Annotated in this window: 15 protein-coding genes, 5 tRNA genes and 6 rRNA genes; 13 read left to right on the top strand and 13 right to left on the bottom strand. The window is 50.0% G+C overall.

Annotated elements, in window-relative coordinates; translation table 11 throughout:
* Positions 1 to 17 precede the first annotated feature (17 nt).
* Positions 18 to 689, bottom strand: coding sequence for a fumarate reductase cytochrome b subunit (locus tag JYB85_RS01960; RefSeq protein WP_207380819.1), 672 nt, complete (start codon positions 687 to 689; stop codon positions 18 to 20).
* Positions 690 to 983: 294 nt separating this feature from the next.
* On the opposite strand from JYB85_RS01960, the gene prmA reads away from it, so the two are divergent.
* The 11 genes from prmA (at position 984) to JYB85_RS01905 (ending at position 10,094) form a co-directional block, all read left to right on the top strand.
* Positions 984 to 1,871 carry a 50S ribosomal protein L11 methyltransferase gene (gene prmA / locus JYB85_RS01955; protein ID WP_207380818.1) on the top strand — a complete coding sequence of 296 codons (888 nt, stop codon included), beginning with the start codon at positions 984 to 986 and terminating at the stop codon, positions 1,869 to 1,871.
* A 146-nt stretch (positions 1,872 to 2,017) separates the two neighbouring features.
* On the top strand, positions 2,018 to 2,989 hold the full coding sequence (dusB, locus tag JYB85_RS01950; RefSeq protein ID WP_207380817.1) for a tRNA dihydrouridine synthase DusB: 972 nt from the start codon (positions 2,018 to 2,020) through the stop codon (positions 2,987 to 2,989).
* A 14-nt stretch (positions 2,990 to 3,003) separates the two neighbouring features.
* A complete protein-coding gene (gene fis, locus JYB85_RS01945) occupies positions 3,004 to 3,309 on the top strand; it encodes a DNA-binding transcriptional regulator Fis (protein WP_025011339.1) in 306 nt (101 codons plus the stop codon).
* A gap of 399 nt (positions 3,310 to 3,708) precedes the next feature.
* Entirely contained in the window at positions 3,709 to 4,806 is a 1,098-nt protein-coding gene (locus JYB85_RS01940) for a hypothetical protein (RefSeq protein WP_207380816.1), read from the top strand.
* A gap of 878 nt (positions 4,807 to 5,684) precedes the next feature.
* Positions 5,685 to 6,635 carry a P-loop NTPase family protein gene (locus JYB85_RS01935; protein ID WP_207380815.1) on the top strand — a complete coding sequence of 317 codons (951 nt, stop codon included), beginning with the start codon at positions 5,685 to 5,687 and terminating at the stop codon, positions 6,633 to 6,635.
* A complete protein-coding gene (locus tag JYB85_RS01930; RefSeq protein ID WP_207380814.1) occupies positions 6,632 to 7,162 on the top strand; it encodes a hypothetical protein in 531 nt (176 codons plus the stop codon). The genes JYB85_RS01935 and JYB85_RS01930 overlap by 4 nt, the downstream gene beginning before the upstream one ends.
* 177 nt (positions 7,163 to 7,339) lie before the next feature.
* Positions 7,340 to 7,912 carry a hypothetical protein gene (locus JYB85_RS01925; RefSeq protein WP_207380813.1) on the top strand — a complete coding sequence of 191 codons (573 nt, stop codon included), beginning with the start codon at positions 7,340 to 7,342 and terminating at the stop codon, positions 7,910 to 7,912.
* Positions 7,913 to 7,988: 76 nt separating this feature from the next.
* Positions 7,989 to 8,687: a hypothetical protein gene (locus JYB85_RS01920; RefSeq protein WP_207380812.1), complete on the top strand. Its 699-nt coding sequence runs from the start codon at positions 7,989 to 7,991 to the stop codon at positions 8,685 to 8,687.
* A gap of 42 nt (positions 8,688 to 8,729) precedes the next feature.
* The gene (locus JYB85_RS01915; RefSeq protein ID WP_207380811.1) at positions 8,730 to 9,224 is read left to right on the top strand and encodes a hypothetical protein; all 495 of its coding nucleotides are present in this window, start codon (positions 8,730 to 8,732) and stop codon (positions 9,222 to 9,224) included.
* A 157-nt stretch (positions 9,225 to 9,381) separates the two neighbouring features.
* Complete coding sequence (locus JYB85_RS01910; RefSeq protein ID WP_207380810.1) at positions 9,382 to 9,711, top strand: hypothetical protein; 330 nt, start codon at positions 9,382 to 9,384, stop codon at positions 9,709 to 9,711.
* Between the two features lie 14 nt (positions 9,712 to 9,725).
* Positions 9,726 to 10,094 (top strand): hypothetical protein, encoded by a 369-nt coding sequence (locus JYB85_RS01905; RefSeq protein ID WP_207380809.1) that lies wholly within the window; start codon positions 9,726 to 9,728, stop codon positions 10,092 to 10,094.
* A 32-nt stretch (positions 10,095 to 10,126) separates the two neighbouring features.
* On the opposite strand, the gene JYB85_RS01900 is transcribed toward JYB85_RS01905, so the two are convergent.
* On the bottom strand, positions 10,127 to 10,369 hold the full coding sequence (locus tag JYB85_RS01900) for a hypothetical protein (protein WP_207381946.1): 243 nt from the start codon (positions 10,367 to 10,369) through the stop codon (positions 10,127 to 10,129).
* A gap of 350 nt (positions 10,370 to 10,719) precedes the next feature.
* On the opposite strand from JYB85_RS01900, the gene JYB85_RS01895 reads away from it, so the two are divergent.
* Entirely contained in the window at positions 10,720 to 11,451 is a 732-nt protein-coding gene (locus JYB85_RS01895) for an SIMPL domain-containing protein (protein WP_207380808.1), read from the top strand.
* A gap of 483 nt (positions 11,452 to 11,934) precedes the next feature.
* Here JYB85_RS01895 and rrf (JYB85_RS01890) read toward each other — a convergent pair.
* The 4 genes from rrf (JYB85_RS01890) to JYB85_RS01875 form a co-directional block, all read right to left on the bottom strand.
* Positions 11,935 to 12,050: ribosomal RNA gene (rrf, locus tag JYB85_RS01890) — 5S ribosomal RNA — on the bottom strand.
* A gap of 36 nt (positions 12,051 to 12,086) precedes the next feature.
* Positions 12,087 to 12,162: transfer RNA gene (locus JYB85_RS01885), tRNA-Val, on the bottom strand.
* A 93-nt stretch (positions 12,163 to 12,255) separates the two neighbouring features.
* A 23S ribosomal RNA gene (locus tag JYB85_RS01880) occupies positions 12,256 to 15,148 on the bottom strand.
* A 282-nt stretch (positions 15,149 to 15,430) separates the two neighbouring features.
* A 16S ribosomal RNA gene (locus JYB85_RS01875) occupies positions 15,431 to 16,973 on the bottom strand.
* A gap of 507 nt (positions 16,974 to 17,480) precedes the next feature.
* On the opposite strand from JYB85_RS01875, the gene JYB85_RS01870 reads away from it, so the two are divergent.
* Entirely contained in the window at positions 17,481 to 17,708 is a 228-nt protein-coding gene (locus JYB85_RS01870) for a hypothetical protein (protein ID WP_207380807.1), read from the top strand.
* Between the two features lie 214 nt (positions 17,709 to 17,922).
* On the opposite strand, the gene rrf (JYB85_RS01865) is transcribed toward JYB85_RS01870, so the two are convergent.
* From rrf (JYB85_RS01865) to JYB85_RS01835, 7 genes are all read right to left on the bottom strand, one after another.
* Positions 17,923 to 18,038 (bottom strand): 5S ribosomal RNA (gene rrf, locus JYB85_RS01865).
* 34 nt (positions 18,039 to 18,072) lie between these two features.
* A tRNA-Thr gene (locus JYB85_RS01860) sits at positions 18,073 to 18,148 on the bottom strand.
* A gap of 41 nt (positions 18,149 to 18,189) precedes the next feature.
* A 5S ribosomal RNA gene (rrf, locus tag JYB85_RS01855) occupies positions 18,190 to 18,305 on the bottom strand.
* Between the two features lie 36 nt (positions 18,306 to 18,341).
* Positions 18,342 to 18,417 (bottom strand) — tRNA-Val (locus tag JYB85_RS01850).
* A 93-nt stretch (positions 18,418 to 18,510) separates the two neighbouring features.
* A 23S ribosomal RNA gene (locus JYB85_RS01845) occupies positions 18,511 to 21,403 on the bottom strand.
* The 16S, 23S and 5S rRNA genes sit together here with 5 tRNA genes alongside, the layout of an rRNA operon.
* A gap of 283 nt (positions 21,404 to 21,686) precedes the next feature.
* Positions 21,687 to 21,762: transfer RNA gene (locus JYB85_RS01840), tRNA-Ala, on the bottom strand.
* A 130-nt stretch (positions 21,763 to 21,892) separates the two neighbouring features.
* Positions 21,893 to 21,969 (bottom strand) — tRNA-Ile (locus tag JYB85_RS01835).
* Between the last annotated feature and the right edge of the window lie 50 nt (positions 21,970 to 22,019).

The raw sequence follows: 22,019 nt of genomic DNA, 5'->3' as shown, positions 1-22,019 counted from the left end.
ACTCCTTAGGCAGCCGCTCAGGCCGGATTATGGGGAATAAAGGCCAGCAGTGCCGCCAGACCTATGATGACAAATGCCAGACTGAACACTGTCTTGAGGGTCTTGAGCCGGCTGCGCCCGGCGCTATCGGACACCAGGCCCCACTTGAGTGCCGCCCGGTACAAACCCACTGCGGCATGCAGCTCCACCGTCAGCAGCAGTGGCAGGTAAAAGAGGTAACCGTATTCGCCCCAGATGCGGCGGGCCGAGCCCACCGGCCCTATGGTTTCCGGCGCCGAGCCGATAAGCCAGAGGTGAATCGGCAACAGCAGCAGGATCACCACACCTGTAATGGCCTGCCAGCGCCACAGGCGGGTGTCACCGTGATTGATTATCTGCATCTGGCTCGCCAGCGCCTTTTGCTGTTTGAGGTTCAAGGGGATCTTCTGAATGGCCACCACCACGTGCAGCAGCGCCAGCAGGGCTATGCCTATGGCTATCAGGCTCACCACCCAGGGGTAACCGTGGCCGTCGGCACTGAGGAAACTCAGCTCCATGGTGCGGGCAACCCAGTCCATGGCTTCGGGACCGATAAGAATGGAGGACACCAGCAGCAGGTGGGTCCAGAGGAACAACGCCAATATCACCCCGGACAGGCTTTGGCCCAAATCCAGGTAGCCGCTCCAGCGGCTTGCCGTCTTGTTGGTCATGACTTGCTTCCTTGAGAGGCCGGTTGGCCGGCGCTTTTTATATAGGATACTGGCCTAATGTCGCTCAGATGCCAGCGACATTCTGTGAAGAAGATCAAGGCAATGGATAATAGTTCACCATACGCTTAAGCAATTTTTTTCCGGCCCAATAGTGGTCTGCCGCCCTGGCGCCCCAATCAGCCTGTGTCAAGCGCGGGCAAACGCGCTACAATGCCGCCCAAATAAGCGTCCATACTTCTTGTTTGCACACTTTTCGTTTTTACACCTTTAGTCTTTAAATAAGCAGGAATCACCATGCCCTGGATCCAATTACGCGTTCACAGCAACAGCGAACACGCCGAAGCCATCAGCGATCTGCTGCTGGAGGAAGGTTCGGTTTCGATCACCTTCGAAGACGGCAAAGACACCCCCATCTTCGAACCCAAGCTGGGTGAAACCCCGCTGTGGGCCGATACCGTGGTGGTCGCCCTGTTTGATGCCGGCACGGATCTGATGCCCACGGTCGAGCTGCTCAAGGCCCAGCCCTTCTGCGGCCAGGACATGCAATTCAAGATAGAACAAATTGAAGACAAGGACTGGGTACGCGAGTGGATGGACAGCTTCCACCCCATTCAGTTTGGCGAGCGGCTGTGGATCTGCCCCAGCTGGCGTGAAATCCCCGACCCCGAGGCGGTGAACGTGATCCTCGATCCCGGTCTGGCCTTTGGCACCGGCACCCACCCCACCACGGCCCTGTGCCTGGAATGGCTCGACAGCCTGAACCTTGCCGGCAAAGAAGTCATAGATTTCGGTTGTGGCTCCGGCATTCTGGCGGTGGCCGCCCTCAAGCTCGGTGCCGCCAAGGCCACCGGCATAGACATAGACTACCAGGCCATAGATGCCTCCCGTGACAATGCCGAGCGCAACGGCGTCGCCGACCGTCTGGCGCTGTACCTGCCGGAAGACCAACCCAAGGGCCTCAAGGCCGAGGTGCTGGTGGCCAATATCCTCGCCGGCCCACTGCGGGAACTGGCGCCGCTGATTCAGGATCTGGTGGATCCGGGTGGCCTGCTGGCACTCTCCGGTCTGCTGGCCGAACAGGCCGACGAAATCAGCGCCTGTTACGCCCAGTGGTTTGACATGGATCCCGTAGCGCACAAAGACGAATGGTGTCGCTTGACAGGACGCCGCAAAACCTTGTAATAGGCCCGCGACCCGCATGGGCACTGAAAACCCGGGTCGCAAAAGTCAAGAAAAAAAGTTTCGCTCAGGTCATTTATTGACCTTTTCAGCGCTGACAAAAAGACGTACTATAGCGCCCCTTTGAAGCGCTGGGTGAAACGACAAAAATGCAAATTGGCCCCTATCAACTGACCAATCAGCTGATCGTGGCACCAATGGCAGGTGTCACGGATCAAGCCTTCCGCAATCTCTGCCTGCGCTATGGTGCCGCCATGGCCGTGTCAGAGATGCTGTCCTGCAACCCGGAACTCTGGGATACGGACAAAAGCCGCCAACGCATGGCACATTCGGGAGAGGAAGGCATACGCTCAGTGCAGATTGCCGGCGCCGATCCCGAACAGATGGCCTGGGCCGCCCACTTCAACGTGGAGCAAGGCGCCCAAATCATCGACATCAACATGGGTTGTCCGGCAAAAAAGGTGAATAAAAAGCAGGCGGGCTCGGCCCTGATGCAATACCCGGAACTGGTGGAGTCCATCCTCAAGGCCGTGGTAAGCGCAGTGGACGTACCGGTCACGCTGAAGATTCGCACGGGGTGGGAACCGGAACACAGGAACGGTGTTCAAATCGCCCGGATAGCAGAAGATTGTGGCATAGCCTCGTTGGCCGTTCACGGCCGTACCCGGCAATGCATGTACAAAGGCGATGCCGAGTACGACACCATCCGCGCCATCAAACAGAGTGTCTCGATTCCTGTTGTCGCCAACGGGGACATCGTCAGTCCGGAAAAGGCACGTCATGTGCTCGATTACACCGGTGCCGATGCCCTGATGATAGGACGGGGTGCCCAGGGAAGGCCTTGGATTTTCAGGGAAATCCAGCATTTCCTGAACACGGGTCACCGGCTCGAACCGGTGGGGATGGATGAAAAGCGTCGGGTGATGCTGGAACATCTCACCAAAATATATGATTTGTATGGCGAATTTAAGGGTGTTCGCTTCGCCAGAAAACATATCGGCTGGTACCTGGACCAGGACGAACAGCGCGAATTCCGCAGTGAATTCAATACATTGGAATCCGCTGCCGAGCAACGTTCCGCCGTGGAACGTTATTTCGATGAATTAGTAAAGTATCAATAAAGAGCAGAATACGAATGTTTGATCAGACAACTCACACTGAAGCTCATCAGCTTACCGTAGGCAAAATCGAAACCGCAAACGGCACCATCAAGCCGCAACTGCTGCGTGACGCAGTAAAGCGCGCCGTCAGCAACTTCTTCGCCCAGTTGGACGGTCAGGAAGCCCAGGAAGTTTACGAAATGGTGCTTTGCGAAGTAGAAGCCCCTCTGCTTGATATCATCATGCAACACACCCGCGGTAACCAAACCCGCGCTGCCAACATGCTCGGCATCAACCGCGGCACCCTGCGCAAGAAGCTGAAAAAATATGGCATGAACTGATAACCATCGGTTCCTCGCTTGATAAAAAGGCCAGTCTCCGGACTGGCCTTTTTGCGTTTTGGCCACCGAGGGCATATCTTCCAATGCCTCGATAACTCGCTGGCTTTCATTTTCATAACCCAGCCCGCAGTCTGGCCCGATCTTTCAGTAGCAGCCGTTATCGCTTTCTATTAGCTGCGGATAATTTTTTATCACAGGCTAGCGTTCATTGCCTCTTACTAAAATAACGCAGCAAGAATAATGCTTTAGCCATCTTTAATAACATAGTAAATTTGGCGACTACAATCACAGCTAAAATGCTTGGGCTCCGAACAACTTGAGCAAAGAGCTAAAAAACACTCTCCCGGCAGACAGAGAGACTGTCTTTTTATCCTGCCGATAACCAAACAAGGGATTGATATGAAACTGCTGATTTCCACTCTATGTGCCATTTTACTGTTCGGCTGCCAGTCGACCTCCCCCTTGCCCAAAGGCTTCCAGGGTGCCACAGCATCACTTGATGACAGCTTCAGTCACCTGTCCCACCACTCCGGCCATTTTTTTATCGCGTCCAAAATTGACGGCAAACCCATGGTAAACAGTGCTGAATTCTCCGAATCTTCAAGTTTCAACCAAGGTCATTTGGTGGTGCGGGGCATATCAAGGCCGCTTGAGGCAGGCAAAAACTATCAGCTAACCCTCATAGGTAGAACTGCACACAGCGCACCTATTGTGGGGGTATTTGCCGATTCTTTTTATGTATCGGGTGACGTGAGCTTTACGCCGAAAGCCAACGAGTTTTACACGGTCGTTGGTACCTTGGGTGAGGATAACAGCCAGATATGGATAGAAGATCTTCACGGCAACCGGGTAACAGATGTGATAGATAAATCCGGTAAATCCACCCGAACGCTAACAGAGCCAGCCGCCCCAGCCCCAGCCAAGGATAAGAAGGCGCTGTTTACCACCATCCGCGGTGGTGAATCGACAGCACAGGTCATCAAAAAACTTGGCGAACCGGCCTCGATTGACGTGAATGAAGCGAATATTTTCTCAAACAGGCAGACCAAGGTGATATACCACTATCCCGAACTTGGCCTGATCCAATTTGAAGCCACAAAAAGCAAAAAAAACTGGTATGCAAACAGCGTTATCAAGGTTGAAGTTGCGCTGCAGGGCAAAGAGGATATTGCCAAGTTGAGCAATGACCTCGATGGCATGGGCGCCGTAGAAATACGAGATATGGCCAGAGCCTTTGCCCAACAATCTGAGGTATCCAACGAACTCCTGGACAGCTTTACCCAAAAAGTATGGGACGAGCGCAACACCGCAGATGCACAGATGATTGACGCCGTAGCTTGGCTTTGTACCGTGGTTGGCAACAGTGGCAATTTGCGTTATGAACAGGCGCTCAATGAAATTGCGACTGACACCCAATCCCCAAAACTTAAGAAATACGCAGTGAAAGCGAAAAGCAAGCTGACTAAGGTCGGCATGGGCTTTGAGTTACAGCGCTAAGAAGTAGAAGGCCAGTCTCCGGACTGGCCTTCTTGTGTTTGGGCTTTCCTCCAATGATGTGATAACCCGCAGCCTTTCTCTGCATATCCTGCCGACTATCAGCGCTTTTGCAGCCACGGCAGCAGCGAATGGCTTCGTTTGGCGCCCTATTGCTCGCGGTGAATTTTTATCGTACGCTCGTGCCAGTTAATTCGCATTGAAATAACACAGTAAAAATAACGCTTTAGCCATAGCTAAACTGCCTATGGTTAAAGCCACAGGGATGAAACGGCGTTGGCCGTGGGCAATGGAAATGCGTTCTCTTCTCTCCTTACCCCAGAATGATTCCCTGATGGCCCAGGCTTCTGCCTGATTGCCGCTTGCCTGCGCGCCTGTTTGCAATAAATGCGATTTCCGGCACAGCTGTCTCTGCAATTTTTATGTTGTTATTTATAGGCTTGGTGAATTTTGGGGAAGGATACGCCCGTAAGTATGGGGCGGTAGCGTGGTTGCATGGGAAGCGACGATTCAGATACGTCGCTTGGTGGGACTCATAAGAGGCAGCCAAGCTGCGCTTGGCAAAGGTCGTGGGTTTCCGACCCACACCCGGGCAAGGGGCTTTGCTCGTCCAAAGCCCCTTGCAGCCCAAAGGACGCCCGCAATGAAGCGGAAAGCCCCTCGGGTTTATGTTGCAAATTTGGCTAACGCGTCAGACGCTCATCCCTGATTCGACTGAAGCTGCTTCGGCATCCATGCCTTGCCACGCCATTTGCACCAACACCCTCGGCCGCTTCAAGCGGGACGAGATGCAGTCGCATTCCAGGCCATTACAAAGGAATAATTCCTAGTTTTTAAATATTTTCATGTGGCATTGTGCAATAAAATAGTTGGGAGTAATCATGGACGTAAAGTGTTTAGGCTTTAGTGTTACAGTGGATAATAGTGCTGTAGGGCTGAATGAACTATTTAGTTTTTTTGAAAATGAAGGTTGCATTATTGACGATGAGCATTTAAATCAAAGAAGATTTTACATAGATTCCGTGCACAATAATAATTACTACACTGGCTTGGTTGTGACAGTGAAGGATCAGAAAAAATTTTGCCGACTTTCAGATAAAAATGGAAACATAACAATTAAAGTTGAAAATCTTAAAGGCTCTGAAAAACTCCTTGAGTTCAACTTTTTTATTGTTGACAAAATAACCGGTCTTGGCCTATACCAACACTACCATCAATCATGTTCATTAAACGTTTTTGGTCAGTATTTAAAAAAGTACCACAAAATATTGAGAAATACTAAGTCAGAATCAGAAATATCAATACTAGAACATAAAAAAGGAAGAAGTTTAAACGAAGCTCAAAGAGCAAAAATTCGCTCAAAATATAGAGCAAAACTGACATTTGCCCCACTGGTAAGACAAGAAAAGCTTGAAGAAATCCTGAATGAATTCAAAAAGATCAAATCTTTTGAATTTGAGTATCAGTACTTGACAAATGATATCAGAAAGGCAACACCCTTATCTAAATATGTTAAAAGAAAGAGGGAAAAGCTTACTTTTGTGTCAGGTTCAGGAGTCAATGTACTTGCGAATGCTATCTCTAGTTTTGTCGATTCTGAAGAAGCTAAAAGTGGGCGTGTATTTGTAGAGGACTATGATGGAGAGACATTTCCCTTAAAAATTTACAATATGCCTGATTGCTTTGGCGTTGAAGACTTTGATGCTCTGGCAACTAAATTGAATGGACTTGAGGTAGATAGATTTCATGAGCACAAATATATCAAAGAGCTAATATCCATTATAGAAAGCGAAGATTACGAGCACATCTTTGGAATGGAAATAGAGGAATGAAAAATAGAGTATACCTTTACATTGCAGTGTCACTTATACTTGTAACAACTGGATATGCTTTTGCTGTATTTAATGTATGCGATCCCTTAGTAAATAAGGAGTTATATTGTAATAAGATCGATAACTTTCAAGGGTTTTATTCTGAAAATATTCGCGGGCATATTTTCGCAGGATTTTTAGCACTTGGGGGGTTTCTATTATCTTTAAAAACGTTCATAGTTGTTAACATGAAGGAAAATTTATATGACAATCCGAAATATCAAGACTTATGGAGAAGGAAAAATAAAATAGACCCTAACTTATTACTATATGCTCCTTTAAAGGAGTTGAGCGACATTTTATTTTACGCAATATCAGCATCTATTTTTTCAGCAATAACACAAATGACCATTGGCCTATATGAAACTTGGTATGCCGCTTTATTCAGCATTTTCACTTGTATTGTGGCAACGCTGTTACTGCTAGAATCATTAAGACTAATAAAAAATAATTTGGATTCATGGTTTGAGCATATTGAGTCGAGATGAGAAATTCTGCCTTTAAAAAATGACACACTGCATGATAGATATTCTAAATACCTATCGATGATAGACAAAATTTTAAAGTGCAGCTTTGTTAAACCGAGTCCTTTAAAGACAGCCCATCTATTTAGATAACTGCTAGATCAAGAACAATTGAGAACCACCACATCTGATTGAGGGTCTATGAGCGTTCATAGTTATGTTAGCTATTATCAATCGTTTGAAAAAGACATTGAAAACTTAGCCAGATATATAGAAATCTGTGAAGACAATTATTGCGTATATTCTGTTGAACTCACAAGGCTTTATCTTTCCATTTGTTCTGAAGTGGATGTCACTCTTAAAGCTTTATGTGGGATCCTGGGAGATAATAAGTCCAACAATATAACAGGCTATGTTAAAACCATTAAACTGCATTGCCCCGAGTTGATTGATAAAGAGGTCAGTCTTACAGGATATCAACTGATCTGTGCTCCTTGGTCAGAACTGCACTGTGGTAAAAACCCGGGTTGGTGGTCTGAGCACAACAAGGTGAAGCATGACAGGATGACAAATTACAAGAAGGCTAATCTTCGCAATGTATTAATGGCTTTTTCGGCTCTTTACACAATAAATGTGTTTATAATTTTTAAAGAAAAGTGCAAGCAAGATCCAATGTTTAAGTTTGAGTTCGCAAATGTTTTAACTGAAACCATGGGATTTTTTAAGTTGGCACGGATTAAAGATGTGCCATTTGCTTATCTCTTCAGCTATTAGATAGTAATATCCCAATAATTTAGCTCTTTGATAGGCACCGCCTATCAATTCACGATATTCAGAAAAGGAAGAAATAATGTCCATGGATCTGGTGGCACGCCTGCTCACCGAAAGTAATTTTTTAATACTGGCTTTGGTGCTAGCGCTCTATCTGGTTTTTAATTTGGAGAAAGTAGTCAGTTTTTATGACTCTAGCAGGAAACTTCGAAGCACTTCTATAGCCACAGCGCTTGCCGATCCCCATCTTACTGAAGAAATGAAAGTACATTTAAGGGACGAAGCTAATCTTGAACATTTCCGGATGGTTCACGGCGTCAGGCTGAGTACACCGCGACTCAATGCTGCCATGGTGTTAAAAGAGCGTATGAATGGGCAGGTGCAGTTTAGACATGTGCTCAACGTCATTAAAACCTCGCCGAATATCAGCAACCTAGCCTCTCATTCCTATCGCGTTCAGCTTGACCGCTCTGACAAATATGCTGCTTGGTACAACCTGTTTTTTGGCGCTCTGATTACCTTGGCTGGTATTCCCCTCACCGTCTTTGCAGTTTACACGCTGACTACCGGCTTCAATGTCAGTTTACTGCTGATAGGACTCTTCTTCTTCGCCACAGGCTTATACATGCTCAGAGATGGAGTTGTGATTGTCTCTGTTCGTTATGTCAATGGCGCCCTCGTTGAGTATGAGCAGGTGCATGCAAACACCAATAACCACAGTTCCGCTGCAACGGATAACAGCTCTCCTGACACGGAGACCGCCACAGGTATGGCTTAAATGCCTGTAGCAACAAGCTCTCACCCCAAAAGGAAATTAACTGTGAATGGATTCGTAAGAGTCATGTTTGTTGCTGCCGTGGTCTATGGTGGCTATGACCAGTACCAAAAGCACTATGCGGTGAAGCCCAAGTCCGAGGTGACTTGGCAAAGCTTTTCCCTGGACAGCGTGGACGTCAATGTGATGTTTCCGAAAAAGCCGAGGATAGAGCGGCATAATGTGGATGGGCTTGATGTTGAATGGCAAGGAGTGCGTTATGGCTCGGCCGATTACAGCCTGGCCGTGATGCATAACCTGGATTTCAGTATCGATGATGCCTATCCCCATGCATTGACCAATAAAGGGGCCAAGCTGATCAGCAAGACCTATGTGATGGTCGACGGTCACTATGGCTATGAATTTAAAATGGACTTTGGCCAGCGTCAGGTCACTCAGAGAATGATCGACTTCTACGATGTCTTGGTCACCCAAACCGCCATTTATCCGGAAGCCGACAGCGATGATGCCGCCAGGTTTCTCGATTCGCTGACGCTTTGAAAGTGCATTTGATTTGCCAAGGAACAGCCAAGAACGGGCGTTTGTGTGGTCAATGTTTCACAACAGTACTTGAATCTGAGATCGGGCTTTCTATATACTGCGCGGCGCAAAGGAGGCCGCGCTGATTGGTGCTGTGGCCAATACAAGGAAAGTTTTTATGGCTCATATGTTACTTCTTGGCATGATCCTGTTCGTTTTCACCGTAGTGCCGGTAAGGATCAGTGCCAGCGTGTTTGGTGCTGAATGCACCGGGCTTGGTGCCTGTGCCATGGCTGTTGCCATGGGCACCCTGGTGTCCCTGGTTCTCGCGTTCACCATTGGAGGCTTGTGGGCCATTATCCTGTCCTACCTCTCCATGTCTTATGTCTACTCCAAGTACCTGGGATTCAGCACTCAGGGCTCATTACTCTTCACCTCGGGTGTAATCATGTTCCAACTGGCAATTTTTCAATTTTCCCAGGATCTGGTGAAATCATTATTTTTTTAATTGAAGACTTTAATGTGAAAGAACTGGTCGTAATGTCAGTCTTAGGCGTCGCCCTTTACCATTTCTATGGTGCTTCTCTCTTCGGAGCATCCGCAGCAACGGAATTCAACAGCTATCAACAGGTGCTGGAAAAGCTCCGGGAAAGGACTGTGACCTTGGAAGAGGCAAAGCATGGTGTCGACTTACTGGCTTTGCACCTGTGCAATGATGAGGGCTATCAAACCAGTGGCGGTTCATCAACTGCCGAATGCAACGACAACTATGTCCGGATTAAAGCTCAATGTCTGTCGTCCGTTTTCGAAGATGCGCCGGCTCAATTCAGCCAAAAAGCAGACGTCGTTGAACTTGCCAGAGCCTACATCGCCTGTGCTGGCCTGGATTAATAGCACAGCGCAAGCAAGCCGCTACCTTGCAGTTAATCCTCACCTGAGCCTTTGGCCCTTTCCTCCCACCTGACCAGGACAAAGGTCAGGTACATCTTGGTGGGCAGTGAAAGTGCCATACCTATGGCGACGCACAGGGCGCTGATGATAATGCCGATGACCCCGAGCTGTTCTATGGCTTCACTGAAGTTGTGCAGATAGATGCCCAGCAGGATAAGCGCTATACCCAGCAGCATTATCGCCTTGAGCAGCCGGATAAGCTTTCTGTCCTCCATGGTCGCCATATTTCATCTCCCTCCCGGCAAAGCCCTCATCAGCGGCGCTACTACGCTGGCTATGCACATCGATTGTTTACACCAACTACTCATGCCAGCCACTTTCGCCAGCGATCGGCATAGGCCACTGGCACCAGCCTAACGAGCCTGAGATCTGCTGCGCTGATCTGGATCAGCATGATTGCTTAAGCGTCCCAGAATCGACGATAGAGCCTCGTTCAAGTAAAAGGAGGTCATGGACAGGAAAGCAGCTATGTGAAGGCCCCATCGCCTTTGCTCTTTCCCTCGGTAAGACCTTAAGGCACACTGAAACGCTATCACTTCAATAAGCTCACTCGCAAGGATGGCTCATGAATTTCAAACCCTTACTGTTCGTTCCCCTATTAATGCTGTCACAGCCGATGTTGTCGCAGATAGCCAACGCTTCTGAGCTGCCGGCAGCGGCCCATCTCGCCGTGACCGGCAAAGGTATGGTGACAGCCAAACCGGATTCGGCTGAGATTAGCCTCAACGTGGAAGTGACCGAGCAGGAGGCACTCAAGGCAAAGGGCCGGGTCGATGCCGTGGTCAATACGCTGATGTCTGGTTTGGCGGACTATGGCATAGAGGGCAAAGACGTGACCGCCTCCCAGCTTAATGTCGAGCCCGAAACCCGTTATGACGACAATAACAATCGGGTTATTCTTGGGCACAGGGCGTCGCGGCGGCTGGAGGCGGTACTGAAAGATCCAAGTAAGCTCAGCGATTTCTTGGACTTTGCCCTGAAGGCTGGCATCACTGAAATTGATGGCATACAGATGCGTTCATCCAAGGCCGAGGCGCTCAAACTGAAAGCTCAGTCCAAGGCCGTCAGGGATGCCAAGACCCAGGCCGAACGACTGGCAGCGGAACTTGGGGTCAAGCTTGGCAGCATCTACAGCATCATACCGGAGAGCAGAAACCTGTCCTCGCGCTACAGTGGTATAGAACGTATAGAAGTGACAGGCAGCCGTCTCAGCAAGCCACAGTACCTGCAGGAAGAGATGGAGTTCAGCGCCACAGTCAGTTTGATCTTTCTATTGGATCTTGGCGACGACCGCTAACTTTAACCAGAAGATGTCTTGGCAGTTTCAAAACCGTCATTGAGAAAATGCAAAGAGGCCACCCGTTTGGGTGGCCTCTTTGATTCTGTTTGATTTCACTTTTCAAAGTGGAAACCAGAATTAGGCGTCTGGCGATGACCAGCTACACTAAAGCTTCGCGCTCATAAGCATATCGCTATGCGATATTCGCCCTACCCTCACATGGGAGCATAAGGCGTTCGATTATCAAGCGTAGCTTGATGAACGGCTGGCTGCGAGCTGGGGACCCCGCTAAGCGGCCGGCGACCGCCATGGATGGCGGAAGTGTCGATATTGAAGGAGCATTTATCGACCGACATCGGGTGTAGGCATGTCATGCCTACATTAAGTTGAAAAGTCACCTGAGATAAGCAATGCAAGACTCAAGATCTGCAAAGGGGAGATATGTGGTTTCCAAACGCAAAAAAGCCACCTTATTCAGGTGGCTTTTCTACTTAAATAAGCGTCTGGCGATGACCTACTCTCACATGGGGAGACCCCACACTACCATCGGCGCGATTGCGTTTCACTTCTGAGTTCGGAATGGGATCAGGTGGGACCACAATGCTATTATCACCAGACAAAATTGGTAATTTGGAAAGCTGTGCAGTGAAATATGGTGGTCGCTACTGGGATCGAACCAGTGACCCCCTCCTTGTAAGGGAGGTGCTCTCCCGGCTGAGCTAAGCGACCGGAAATTCTGTGCTGCTGCTCTTACGAGCCTTGAGTCTCGACTTCAATCAAGTTTGGGTACTTCAAGCAAAACGTAAAACCCATCTGGGTTGTATGGTTAAGCCTCTCGAGTCATTAGTATCAGTTAGCTCAACGCCTCACAACGCTTACACACCTGACCTATCAACGTCCTGGTCTCGAACGGCTCTTATGTGGACTCTAGGTCCAAGGGATGACTCATCTTGGGGCTCGCTTCCCGCTTAGATGCTTTCAGCGGTTATCGATTCCGAACGTAGCTACCGGGCAATGCCATTGGCATGACAACCCGAACACCAGCGGTTCGTTCACTCCGGTCCTCTCGTACTAGGAGCAACTCCCCTCAATCATCCAACGCCCACGGCAGATAGGGACCGAACTGTCTCACGACGTTCTGAACCCAGCTCGCGTACCACTTTAAATGGCGAACAGCCATACCCTTGGGACCGACTTCAGCCCCAGGATGTGATGAGCCGACATCGAGGTGCCAAACACCGCCGTCGATATGAACTCTTGGGCGGTATCAGCCTGTTATCCCCGGAGTACCTTTTATCCGTTGAGCGATGGCCCTTCCATTCAGAACCACCGGATCACTATGACCTACTTTCGTACCTGCTCGACGTGTCTGTCTCGCAGTTAAGCTGGCTTATGCCATTGCACTAACCGTACGATGTCCGACCGTACTTAGCCAACCTTCGTGCTCCTCCGTTACTCTTTGGGAGGAGACCGCCCCAGTCAAACTACCCACCAGGCACTGTCCCTAACCCCGATTAGGGGCCCAGGTTAGAACATCAACACTACAAGGGTGGTATTTCAAGGACGACTCCACGAGAACTGGCGTTCCCGCTTCAAAGTCTCCCACCTATCCTACACATGTAGGGTCAATGTTCAGTGCCAAGCTATAGTAAAGGTTCACGGGGTCTTTCCGTCTAGCCGCGGGTATACGGCATCTTCACCGCAATTTCAACTTCACTGAGTCTCGGCTGGAGACAGCGTGGCCATCATTACGCCATTCGTGCAGGTCGGAACTTACCCGACAAGGAATTTCGCTACCTTAGGACCGTTATAGTTACGGCCGCCGTTTACCGGGGCTTCGATCATGAGCTTCTCTTGCGATAACCCAATCAATTAACCTTCCGGCACCGGGCAGGCGTCACACCGTATACTTCCTCTTGCGAGTTTGCACAGTGCTGTGTTTTTGATAAACAGTTGCAGCCACCTGGTATCTGCGACTGCCGTCAGCTCGGGGAGCAAGTCCCTCCACCAACAGCAGCGTACCTTCTCCCGAAGTTACGGTACCATTTTGCCTAGTTCCTTCAGCCGAGTTCTCTCAAGCGCCTTGGTATTCTCTACCCGACCACCTGTGTCGGTTTGGGGTACGATTCCTGCTAACCTGAAGCTTAGAAGATTTTCCTGGAAGCCTGGCATCAACCACTTCAGTGCCGTAGCACCTCGTCATCAGCTCTCGGTGTATGTGTGCCCGGATTTGCCTAAGCACACCACCTACCACCTTAAACACGGACAACCAACGCCGTGCTGGCCTAGCCTTCTCCGTCTCTCCATCGCAGTTAGCAGAAGTACGGGAATATTAACCCGTTTCCCATCGACTACGCCTTTCGGCCTCGCCTTAGGGGTCGACTCACCCTGCCCCGATTAACGTTGGACAGGAACCCTTGGTCTTTCGGCGAGGGGGTTTTTCACCCCCTTTATCGTTACTCATGTCAGCATTCGCACTTCTGATACCTCCAGTGTGGGTTACCCCTTCACCTTCAACGGCTTACAGAACGCTCCTCTACCGCGTACACGTTATCGTGCACACCCGTAGCTTCGGTGAATTGCTTAGCCCCGTTACATCTTCCGCGCAGGCCGACTCGACTAGTGAGCTATTACGCTTTCTTTAAATGATGGCTGCTTCTAAGCCAACATCCTAGCTGTCTAAGCCTTCCCACATCGTTTCCCACTTAGCAATTACTTTGGGACCTTAGCTGACGGTCTGGGTTGTTTCCCTTTTGACGACGGACGTTAGCACCCGCCGTCTGTCTCCCGGATAGCACTCTTTGGTATTCGGAGTTTGCAAAGGGTTGGTAAGTCGGGATGACCCCCTAGCCTTAACAGTGCTCTACCCCCAAAGGTGTTCGTCCGAGGCGCTACCTAAATAGCTTTCGAGGAGAACCAGATATCTCCCGGTTTGATTGGCCTTTCACCCCCAGCCACAAGTCATCCGCTAATTTTTCAACATTAGTCGGTTCGGTCCTCCAGTTGATGTTACTCAACCTTCAACCTGCCCATGGCTAGATCACCGGGTTTCGGGTCTACACCTAGCAACTAAACGCGCAGTTAACACTCGGTTTCCCTACGGCTCCGCTATTCGCTTAACCTCGCTACTAAATGTAAGTCGCTGACCCATTATACAAAAGGTACGCAGTCACGGTCTCAAGAACCGCTCCCACTGCTTGTACGTATACGGTTTCAGGTTCTATTTCACTCCCCTCACAGGGGTTCTTTTCGCCTTTCCCTCACGGTACTGGTTCACTATCGGTCAGTCAGGAGTATTTAGCCTTGGAGGATGGTCCCCCCATGTTCAGACAACATATCACGTGTGCCGCCTTACTCGTTTTCATCTCTGGTTAGTTGTCGTGTACGGGACTATCACCCTGTACCGTTGTGCTTTCCAACACATTCCACTAACACCCCAAAGACTTAAGGGCTAATCCCCGTTCGCTCGCCGCTACTTAGGGAATCTCGGTTGATTTCTTTTCCTAAGGGTACTTAGATGTTTCAGTTCCCCTCGTTCGCCTCACTACACTATGTATTCATGTAGTGATGACAGCTTATGCTGCCGGGTTCCCCCATTCGGACATCGCTGGCTATAACGGTTGTTACTACCTCACCAACGCTTTTCGCAAGTTACTACGTCCTTCATCGCCTCTGACTGCCAAGGCATCCACCGTATACGCTTAGTCGCTTAACCATACAACCCAAATGAGTTTCACTTGAGCTGTTGCGACCAGCTGGTTTTACTTGGTCTCATTTCCAGGGTAGGAAATGGACCCGCCTTGAAGAATACCCAAAACACTTGATTGAAGTGTTTGAGAACTCAATTTTTGTATTAACTGAATCCATCTCTAAGAGAGGGTCCAGTTTCTACTATCAGCTTTCCAAATTGTTAAAGAGCAACATCATCTTTCGATAATGCAGGTTTTAAGACAAACCTATCTGTGTGAACACTCAACAGTGCGACGCATCGCTTAGGTAAGGAGGTGATCCAGCCCCAGGTTCCCCTAGGGCTACCTTGTTACGACTTCACCCCAGTCATGAACCACAAAGTGGTGAGCGCCCCCCCGAAGGTTAAGCTACCCACTTCTTTTGCAGCCCACTCCCATGGTGTGACGGGCGGTGTGTACAAGGCCCGGGAACGTATTCACCGTGGCATTCTGATCCACGATTACTAGCGATTCCGACTTCATGGAGTCGAGTTGCAGACTCCAATCCGGACTACGACCAGCTTTATGGGATTAGCTCCACCTCGCGGCTTCGCAACCCTCTGTACTGACCATTGTAGCACGTGTGTAGCCCTACTCGTAAGGGCCATGATGACTTGACGTCGTCCCCACCTTCCTCCGGTTTATCACCGGCAGTCTCCCTAAAGTTCCCGGCATGACCCGCTGGCAAGTAAGGATAAGGGTTGCGCTCGTTGCGGGACTTAACCCAACATTTCACAACACGAGCTGACGACAGCCATGCAGCACCTGTCTCAGAGTTCCCGAAGGCACCAAGGCATCTCTGCCAAGTTCTCTGGATGTCAAGAGTAGGTAAGGTTCTTCGCGTTGCATCGAATTAAACCACATGCTCCACCGCTTGTGCGGGCCCCCGTCAATTCATTTGAGTTTTAACCTTGCGGCCGTACTCCCCAGGCGGTCTACTTAATGCGTTAGCTTGAGAGCCCAGTGTTCAAGACACCAAACTCCGAGTAGACATCGTTTACGGCGTGGACTACCAGGGTATCTAATCCTGTTTGCTCCCCACGCTTTCGTGCCTGAGCGTCAGTCTTTGTCCAGGGGGCCGCCTTCGCCACCGGTATTCCTCCAGATCTCTACGCATTTCACCGCTACACCTGGAATTCTACCCCCCTCTACAAGACTCTAGTTTGCCAGTTCGAAATGCAATTCCCAGGTTGAGCCCGGGGCTTTCACATCTCGCTTAACAAACCGCCTGCGCACGCTTTACGCCCAGTAATTCCGATTAACGCTTGCACCCTCCGTATTACCGCGGCTGCTGGCACGGAGTTAGCCGGTGCTTCTTCTGTGGGTAACGTCACAGCTATAGGGTATTAACCTACAACCTTTCCTCCCCACTGAAAGTGCTTTACAACCCGAAGGCCTTCTTCACACACGCGGCATGGCTGGATCAGGCTTGCGCCCATTGTCCAATATTCCCCACTGCTGCCTCCCGTAGGAGTCTGGGCCGTGTCTCAGTCCCAGTGTGGCTGATCATCCTCTCAGAACAGCTAGGGATCGTCGCCTTGGTGAGCCTTTACCTCACCAACTAGCTAATCCCACCTGGGCCTATCCATTCGCGCAAGGACCGAAGTTCCCCTGCTTTCCCCCGTAGGGCGTATGCGGTATTAGCAGTCGTTTCCAACTGTTATCCCCCTCGAATGGGCAAGTTCCCAGGCATTACTCACCCGTCCGCCGCTCGTCACCTCAGGAGCAAGCTCCCTTGTGTTACCGCTCGACTTGCATGTGTTAGGCCTGCCGCCAGCGTTCAATCTGAGCCATGATCAAACTCTTCAATTAAAAGTTTTGGTGTTTGGCTTACGCCAAACTGCTCAATGAATTCTGTCGATTTTGCAACTGTAAACAGTCGCAAACTGCATGTTTGCATGGACATCATTCACTGATGAATATCGTTGTCGATGTCATCAGCTCTGCGAGTGTCCACACAGATTTGCTTGTCTTAATAACTTGTTAAAGAACGGTGCCGCTTGGGCATCCCACCGAGTTCTCAGCGGGTCAGGGCTGCGTATTCTACAGAACCCCGTTTTCGCGTCAAGCTGTTTTTGCAAACTTTTTTCGACGCTGCCGGAGCTTCACTCCGACCACTTTCACCTGCCGCCGCGCCTTGCGCTGCCTGCCGTGTCAGTGGATGCGCATTATAGGCAGCCGCACTTTTTACGCAAGGGCTTTTCGGTAAAAATTCGCGACTTTGAGTGCATATGCTTAAACCCCAAGCTAACACACAAGTTACCTACCGCTTATCCACAGGTGGGTTTACCAGTATAGCAGGGATCACAAAGCACACCTGTGTCTGAACTATTTTTCTTTGGTTGTATGCTGGATATAAAAATCGCCGCATTGGGCACAACAAATATCGTTCCCGTGGTGCCAATAGAAGACATCGATGCCACAAATACTGCCAAAGAACCGTACCTGATAGAGATGTTGATCTGTCATCCCAGGATGACTGAGGACACTGCGGTTATTGTCAGGCAGAGATTCCCCAAGTACCTGTTGGCTCCTGAAATGGACTGACGGTGACTTAAGGCTACCAACTTCACCTCGCAGTCCCAAAGACCAGGGAACTCCCAGATAAGGTCTCCAGGCAATAGAAGCAGTCAGGATTTGCGGCATGGTGGTAAGTTTGCTGAGAGTAATATGGCTGTGGCGCAATAACGGTGTGGGGACTGATTGCAGGAATGCAGAAAAGCAAAAGGCCACCCTTAGGGTGGCCTTGCTAAAATTTGGCGTTTGGAAATGACCTACTCTCACATGGGGAGACCCCACACTACCATCGGCGTGACTGCGTTTCACTTCTGAGTTCGGAATGGGATCAGGTGGGACCACAGCACTATGGTTTCCAAACAAATTTTTATGCTGCTTTCTATTGCAGCTAATATGGTGCTGATACCCAGAATCGAACTGGGGACCTCATCCTTACCAAGGATGCGCTCTACCGACTGAGCCATATCAGCAAATTCTTTCAAATCGCATTGGCAATTTGATTAAATTAGGCGTCTGGCGATGACCTACTCTCACATGGGGAGACCCCACACTACCATCGGCGCGATTGCGTTTCACTTCTGAGTTCGGAATGGGATCAGGTGGGACCACAATGCTATTGTCACCAGACAAAATTGGTAATTTGGAAAGCTGTGCAGTGAAATATGGTGGTCGCTACTGGGATCGAACCAGTGACCCCCTCCTTGTAAGGGAGGTGCTCTCCCGGCTGAGCTAAGCGACCGGAAATTCTGTGCTGCTGCTCTTACGAGCTTTGAGTCTCGACTTCAATCAAGTTTGGGTATTTCAAGCAAAACGTAAAACCCATCTGGGTTGTATGGTTAAGCCTCTCGAGTCATTAGTATCAGTTAGCTCAACGCCTCACAACGCTTACACACCTGACCTATCAACGTCCTGGTCTCGAACGGCTCTTATGTGGACTCTAGGTCCAAGGGATGACTCATCTTGGGGCTCGCTTCCCGCTTAGATGCTTTCAGCGGTTATCGATTCCGAACGTAGCTACCGGGCAATGCCATTGGCATGACAACCCGAACACCAGCGGTTCGTTCACTCCGGTCCTCTCGTACTAGGAGCAACTCCCCTCAATCATCCAACGCCCACGGCAGATAGGGACCGAACTGTCTCACGACGTTCTGAACCCAGCTCGCGTACCACTTTAAATGGCGAACAGCCATACCCTTGGGACCGACTTCAGCCCCAGGATGTGATGAGCCGACATCGAGGTGCCAAACACCGCCGTCGATATGAACTCTTGGGCGGTATCAGCCTGTTATCCCCGGAGTACCTTTTATCCGTTGAGCGATGGCCCTTCCATTCAGAACCACCGGATCACTATGACCTACTTTCGTACCTGCTCGACGTGTCTGTCTCGCAGTTAAGCTGGCTTATGCCATTGCACTAACCGTACGATGTCCGACCGTACTTAGCCAACCTTCGTGCTCCTCCGTTACTCTTTGGGAGGAGACCGCCCCAGTCAAACTACCCACCAGGCACTGTCCCTAACCCCGATTAGGGGCCCAGGTTAGAACATCAACACTACAAGGGTGGTATTTCAAGGACGACTCCACGAGAACTGGCGTTCCCGCTTCAAAGTCTCCCACCTATCCTACACATGTAGGGTCAATGTTCAGTGCCAAGCTATAGTAAAGGTTCACGGGGTCTTTCCGTCTAGCCGCGGGTATACGGCATCTTCACCGCAATTTCAACTTCACTGAGTCTCGGCTGGAGACAGCGTGGCCATCATTACGCCATTCGTGCAGGTCGGAACTTACCCGACAAGGAATTTCGCTACCTTAGGACCGTTATAGTTACGGCCGCCGTTTACCGGGGCTTCGATCATGAGCTTCTCTTGCGATAACCCAATCAATTAACCTTCCGGCACCGGGCAGGCGTCACACCGTATACTTCCTCTTGCGAGTTTGCACAGTGCTGTGTTTTTGATAAACAGTTGCAGCCACCTGGTATCTGCGACTGCCGTCAGCTCGGGGAGCAAGTCCCTCCACCAACAGCAGCGTACCTTCTCCCGAAGTTACGGTACCATTTTGCCTAGTTCCTTCAGCCGAGTTCTCTCAAGCGCCTTGGTATTCTCTACCCGACCACCTGTGTCGGTTTGGGGTACGATTCCTGCTAACCTGAAGCTTAGAAGATTTTCCTGGAAGCCTGGCATCAACCACTTCAGTGCCGTAGCACCTCGTCATCAGCTCTCGGTGTATGTGTGCCCGGATTTGCCTAAGCACACCACCTACCACCTTAAACACGGACAACCAACGCCGTGCTGGCCTAGCCTTCTCCGTCTCTCCATCGCAGTTAGCAGAAGTACGGGAATATTAACCCGTTTCCCATCGACTACGCCTTTCGGCCTCGCCTTAGGGGTCGACTCACCCTGCCCCGATTAACGTTGGACAGGAACCCTTGGTCTTTCGGCGAGGGGGTTTTTCACCCCCTTTATCGTTACTCATGTCAGCATTCGCACTTCTGATACCTCCAGTGTGGGTTACCCCTTCACCTTCAACGGCTTACAGAACGCTCCTCTACCGCGTACACGTTATCGTGCACACCCGTAGCTTCGGTGAATTGCTTAGCCCCGTTACATCTTCCGCGCAGGCCGACTCGACTAGTGAGCTATTACGCTTTCTTTAAATGATGGCTGCTTCTAAGCCAACATCCTAGCTGTCTAAGCCTTCCCACATCGTTTCCCACTTAGCAATTACTTTGGGACCTTAGCTGACGGTCTGGGTTGTTTCCCTTTTGACGACGGACGTTAGCACCCGCCGTCTGTCTCCCGGATAGCACTCTTTGGTATTCGGAGTTTGCAAAGGGTTGGTAAGTCGGGATGACCCCCTAGCCTTAACAGTGCTCTACCCCCAAAGGTGTTCGTCCGAGGCGCTACCTAAATAGCTTTCGAGGAGAACCAGATATCTCCCGGTTTGATTGGCCTTTCACCCCCAGCCACAAGTCATCCGCTAATTTTTCAACATTAGTCGGTTCGGTCCTCCAGTTGATGTTACTCAACCTTCAACCTGCCCATGGCTAGATCACCGGGTTTCGGGTCTACACCTAGCAACTAAACGCGCAGTTAACACTCGGTTTCCCTACGGCTCCGCTATTCGCTTAACCTCGCTACTAAATGTAAGTCGCTGACCCATTATACAAAAGGTACGCAGTCACGGTCTCAAGAACCGCTCCCACTGCTTGTACGTATACGGTTTCAGGTTCTATTTCACTCCCCTCACAGGGGTTCTTTTCGCCTTTCCCTCACGGTACTGGTTCACTATCGGTCAGTCAGGAGTATTTAGCCTTGGAGGATGGTCCCCCCATGTTCAGACAACATATCACGTGTGCCGCCTTACTCGTTTTCATCTCTGGTTAGTTGTCGTGTACGGGACTATCACCCTGTACCGTTGTGCTTTCCAACACATTCCACTAACACCCCAAAGACTTAAGGGCTAATCCCCGTTCGCTCGCCGCTACTTAGGGAATCTCGGTTGATTTCTTTTCCTAAGGGTACTTAGATGTTTCAGTTCCCCTCGTTCGCCTCACTACACTATGTATTCATGTAGTGATGACAGCTTATGCTGCCGGGTTCCCCCATTCGGACATCGCTGGCTATAACGGTTGTTACTACCTCACCAACGCTTTTCGCAAGTTACTACGTCCTTCATCGCCTCTGACTGCCAAGGCATCCACCGTATACGCTTAGTCGCTTAACCATACAACCCAAATGAGTTTCACTTGAGCTGTTGCGACCAGCTGGTTTTACTTGGTCTCATTTCCAGGGTAGGAAATGGACCCGCCTTGAAGAATACCCAAAACACTTGATTGAAGTGTTTGAGAACTCAATTTTTGTATTAACTGAATCCATCTCTAAGAGAGGGTCCAGTTTCTACTATCAGCTTTCCAAATTGTTAAAGAGCGGGCTTAAAAAAGCCAAAGATAAATTCAATACTTATCTTTGGCGTCTCTATTCCTGAGACTGTCGCTGTGGCAGCGAAGTGGTGGAGCTATGCGGGATCGAACCGCAGACCTCCTGCGTGCAAGGCAGGCGCTCTCCCAGCTGAGCTATAGCCCCATTTCAGACAGCATCCGCCGTCATCACAGTCTGAAACAATGCGGGATGATTAATCTCATTCAGGCAAGGCGGGAACGGCGGAAGTTTACTGAAGTAAACGACGACGAGCCCAACGCAGCATCAATGAGATTGGTGGGTCTGAGTAGACTCGAACTACCGACCTCTCGCTTATCAGGCGAACGCTCTAACCACCTGAGCTACAGACCCTCACGCATTTGTCTCTTTTCATCTATCAAGCAATCTGTGTGAACACTCAA

It is taken from the genome of Shewanella sedimentimangrovi (assembly GCF_017354965.1).
GTDB classification, from domain to species: Bacteria; Pseudomonadota; Gammaproteobacteria; order Enterobacterales; family Shewanellaceae; genus Shewanella; species Shewanella cyperi.
The sequence above is the reverse complement of the archived record's forward strand: the minus strand, read 5'-3'. Positions and strand labels throughout refer to the sequence as shown.

What these genes read in the sequence shown, in the direction of transcription:
- JYB85_RS01940 (WP_207380816.1), top strand. Translation starts at nt 3,709, where the DNA reads ATGAAACTGCTGATTTCCACTCTATGTGCCATTTTACTGTTCGGCTGC.
- JYB85_RS01895 (WP_207380808.1), top strand. Translation starts at nt 10,720, where the DNA reads ATGAATTTCAAACCCTTACTGTTCGTTCCCCTATTAATGCTGTCACAG.
- JYB85_RS01930 (WP_207380814.1), top strand. Translation starts at nt 6,632, where the DNA reads ATGAAAAATAGAGTATACCTTTACATTGCAGTGTCACTTATACTTGTA.
- fis (WP_025011339.1), top strand. Translation starts at nt 3,004, where the DNA reads ATGTTTGATCAGACAACTCACACTGAAGCTCATCAGCTTACCGTAGGC.
- JYB85_RS01935 (WP_207380815.1), top strand. Translation starts at nt 5,685, where the DNA reads ATGGACGTAAAGTGTTTAGGCTTTAGTGTTACAGTGGATAATAGTGCT.
- prmA (WP_207380818.1), top strand. Translation starts at nt 984, where the DNA reads ATGCCCTGGATCCAATTACGCGTTCACAGCAACAGCGAACACGCCGAA.
- JYB85_RS01960 (WP_207380819.1), bottom strand. Translation starts at nt 689, where the DNA reads ATGACCAACAAGACGGCAAGCCGCTGGAGCGGCTACCTGGATTTGGGC.
- JYB85_RS01925 (WP_207380813.1), top strand. Translation starts at nt 7,340, where the DNA reads ATGAGCGTTCATAGTTATGTTAGCTATTATCAATCGTTTGAAAAAGAC.
- JYB85_RS01910 (WP_207380810.1), top strand. Translation starts at nt 9,382, where the DNA reads ATGGCTCATATGTTACTTCTTGGCATGATCCTGTTCGTTTTCACCGTA.
- dusB (WP_207380817.1), top strand. Translation starts at nt 2,018, where the DNA reads ATGCAAATTGGCCCCTATCAACTGACCAATCAGCTGATCGTGGCACCA.
- JYB85_RS01920 (WP_207380812.1), top strand. Translation starts at nt 7,989, where the DNA reads ATGTCCATGGATCTGGTGGCACGCCTGCTCACCGAAAGTAATTTTTTA.
- JYB85_RS01900 (WP_207381946.1), bottom strand. Translation starts at nt 10,369, where the DNA reads ATGGAGGACAGAAAGCTTATCCGGCTGCTCAAGGCGATAATGCTGCTG.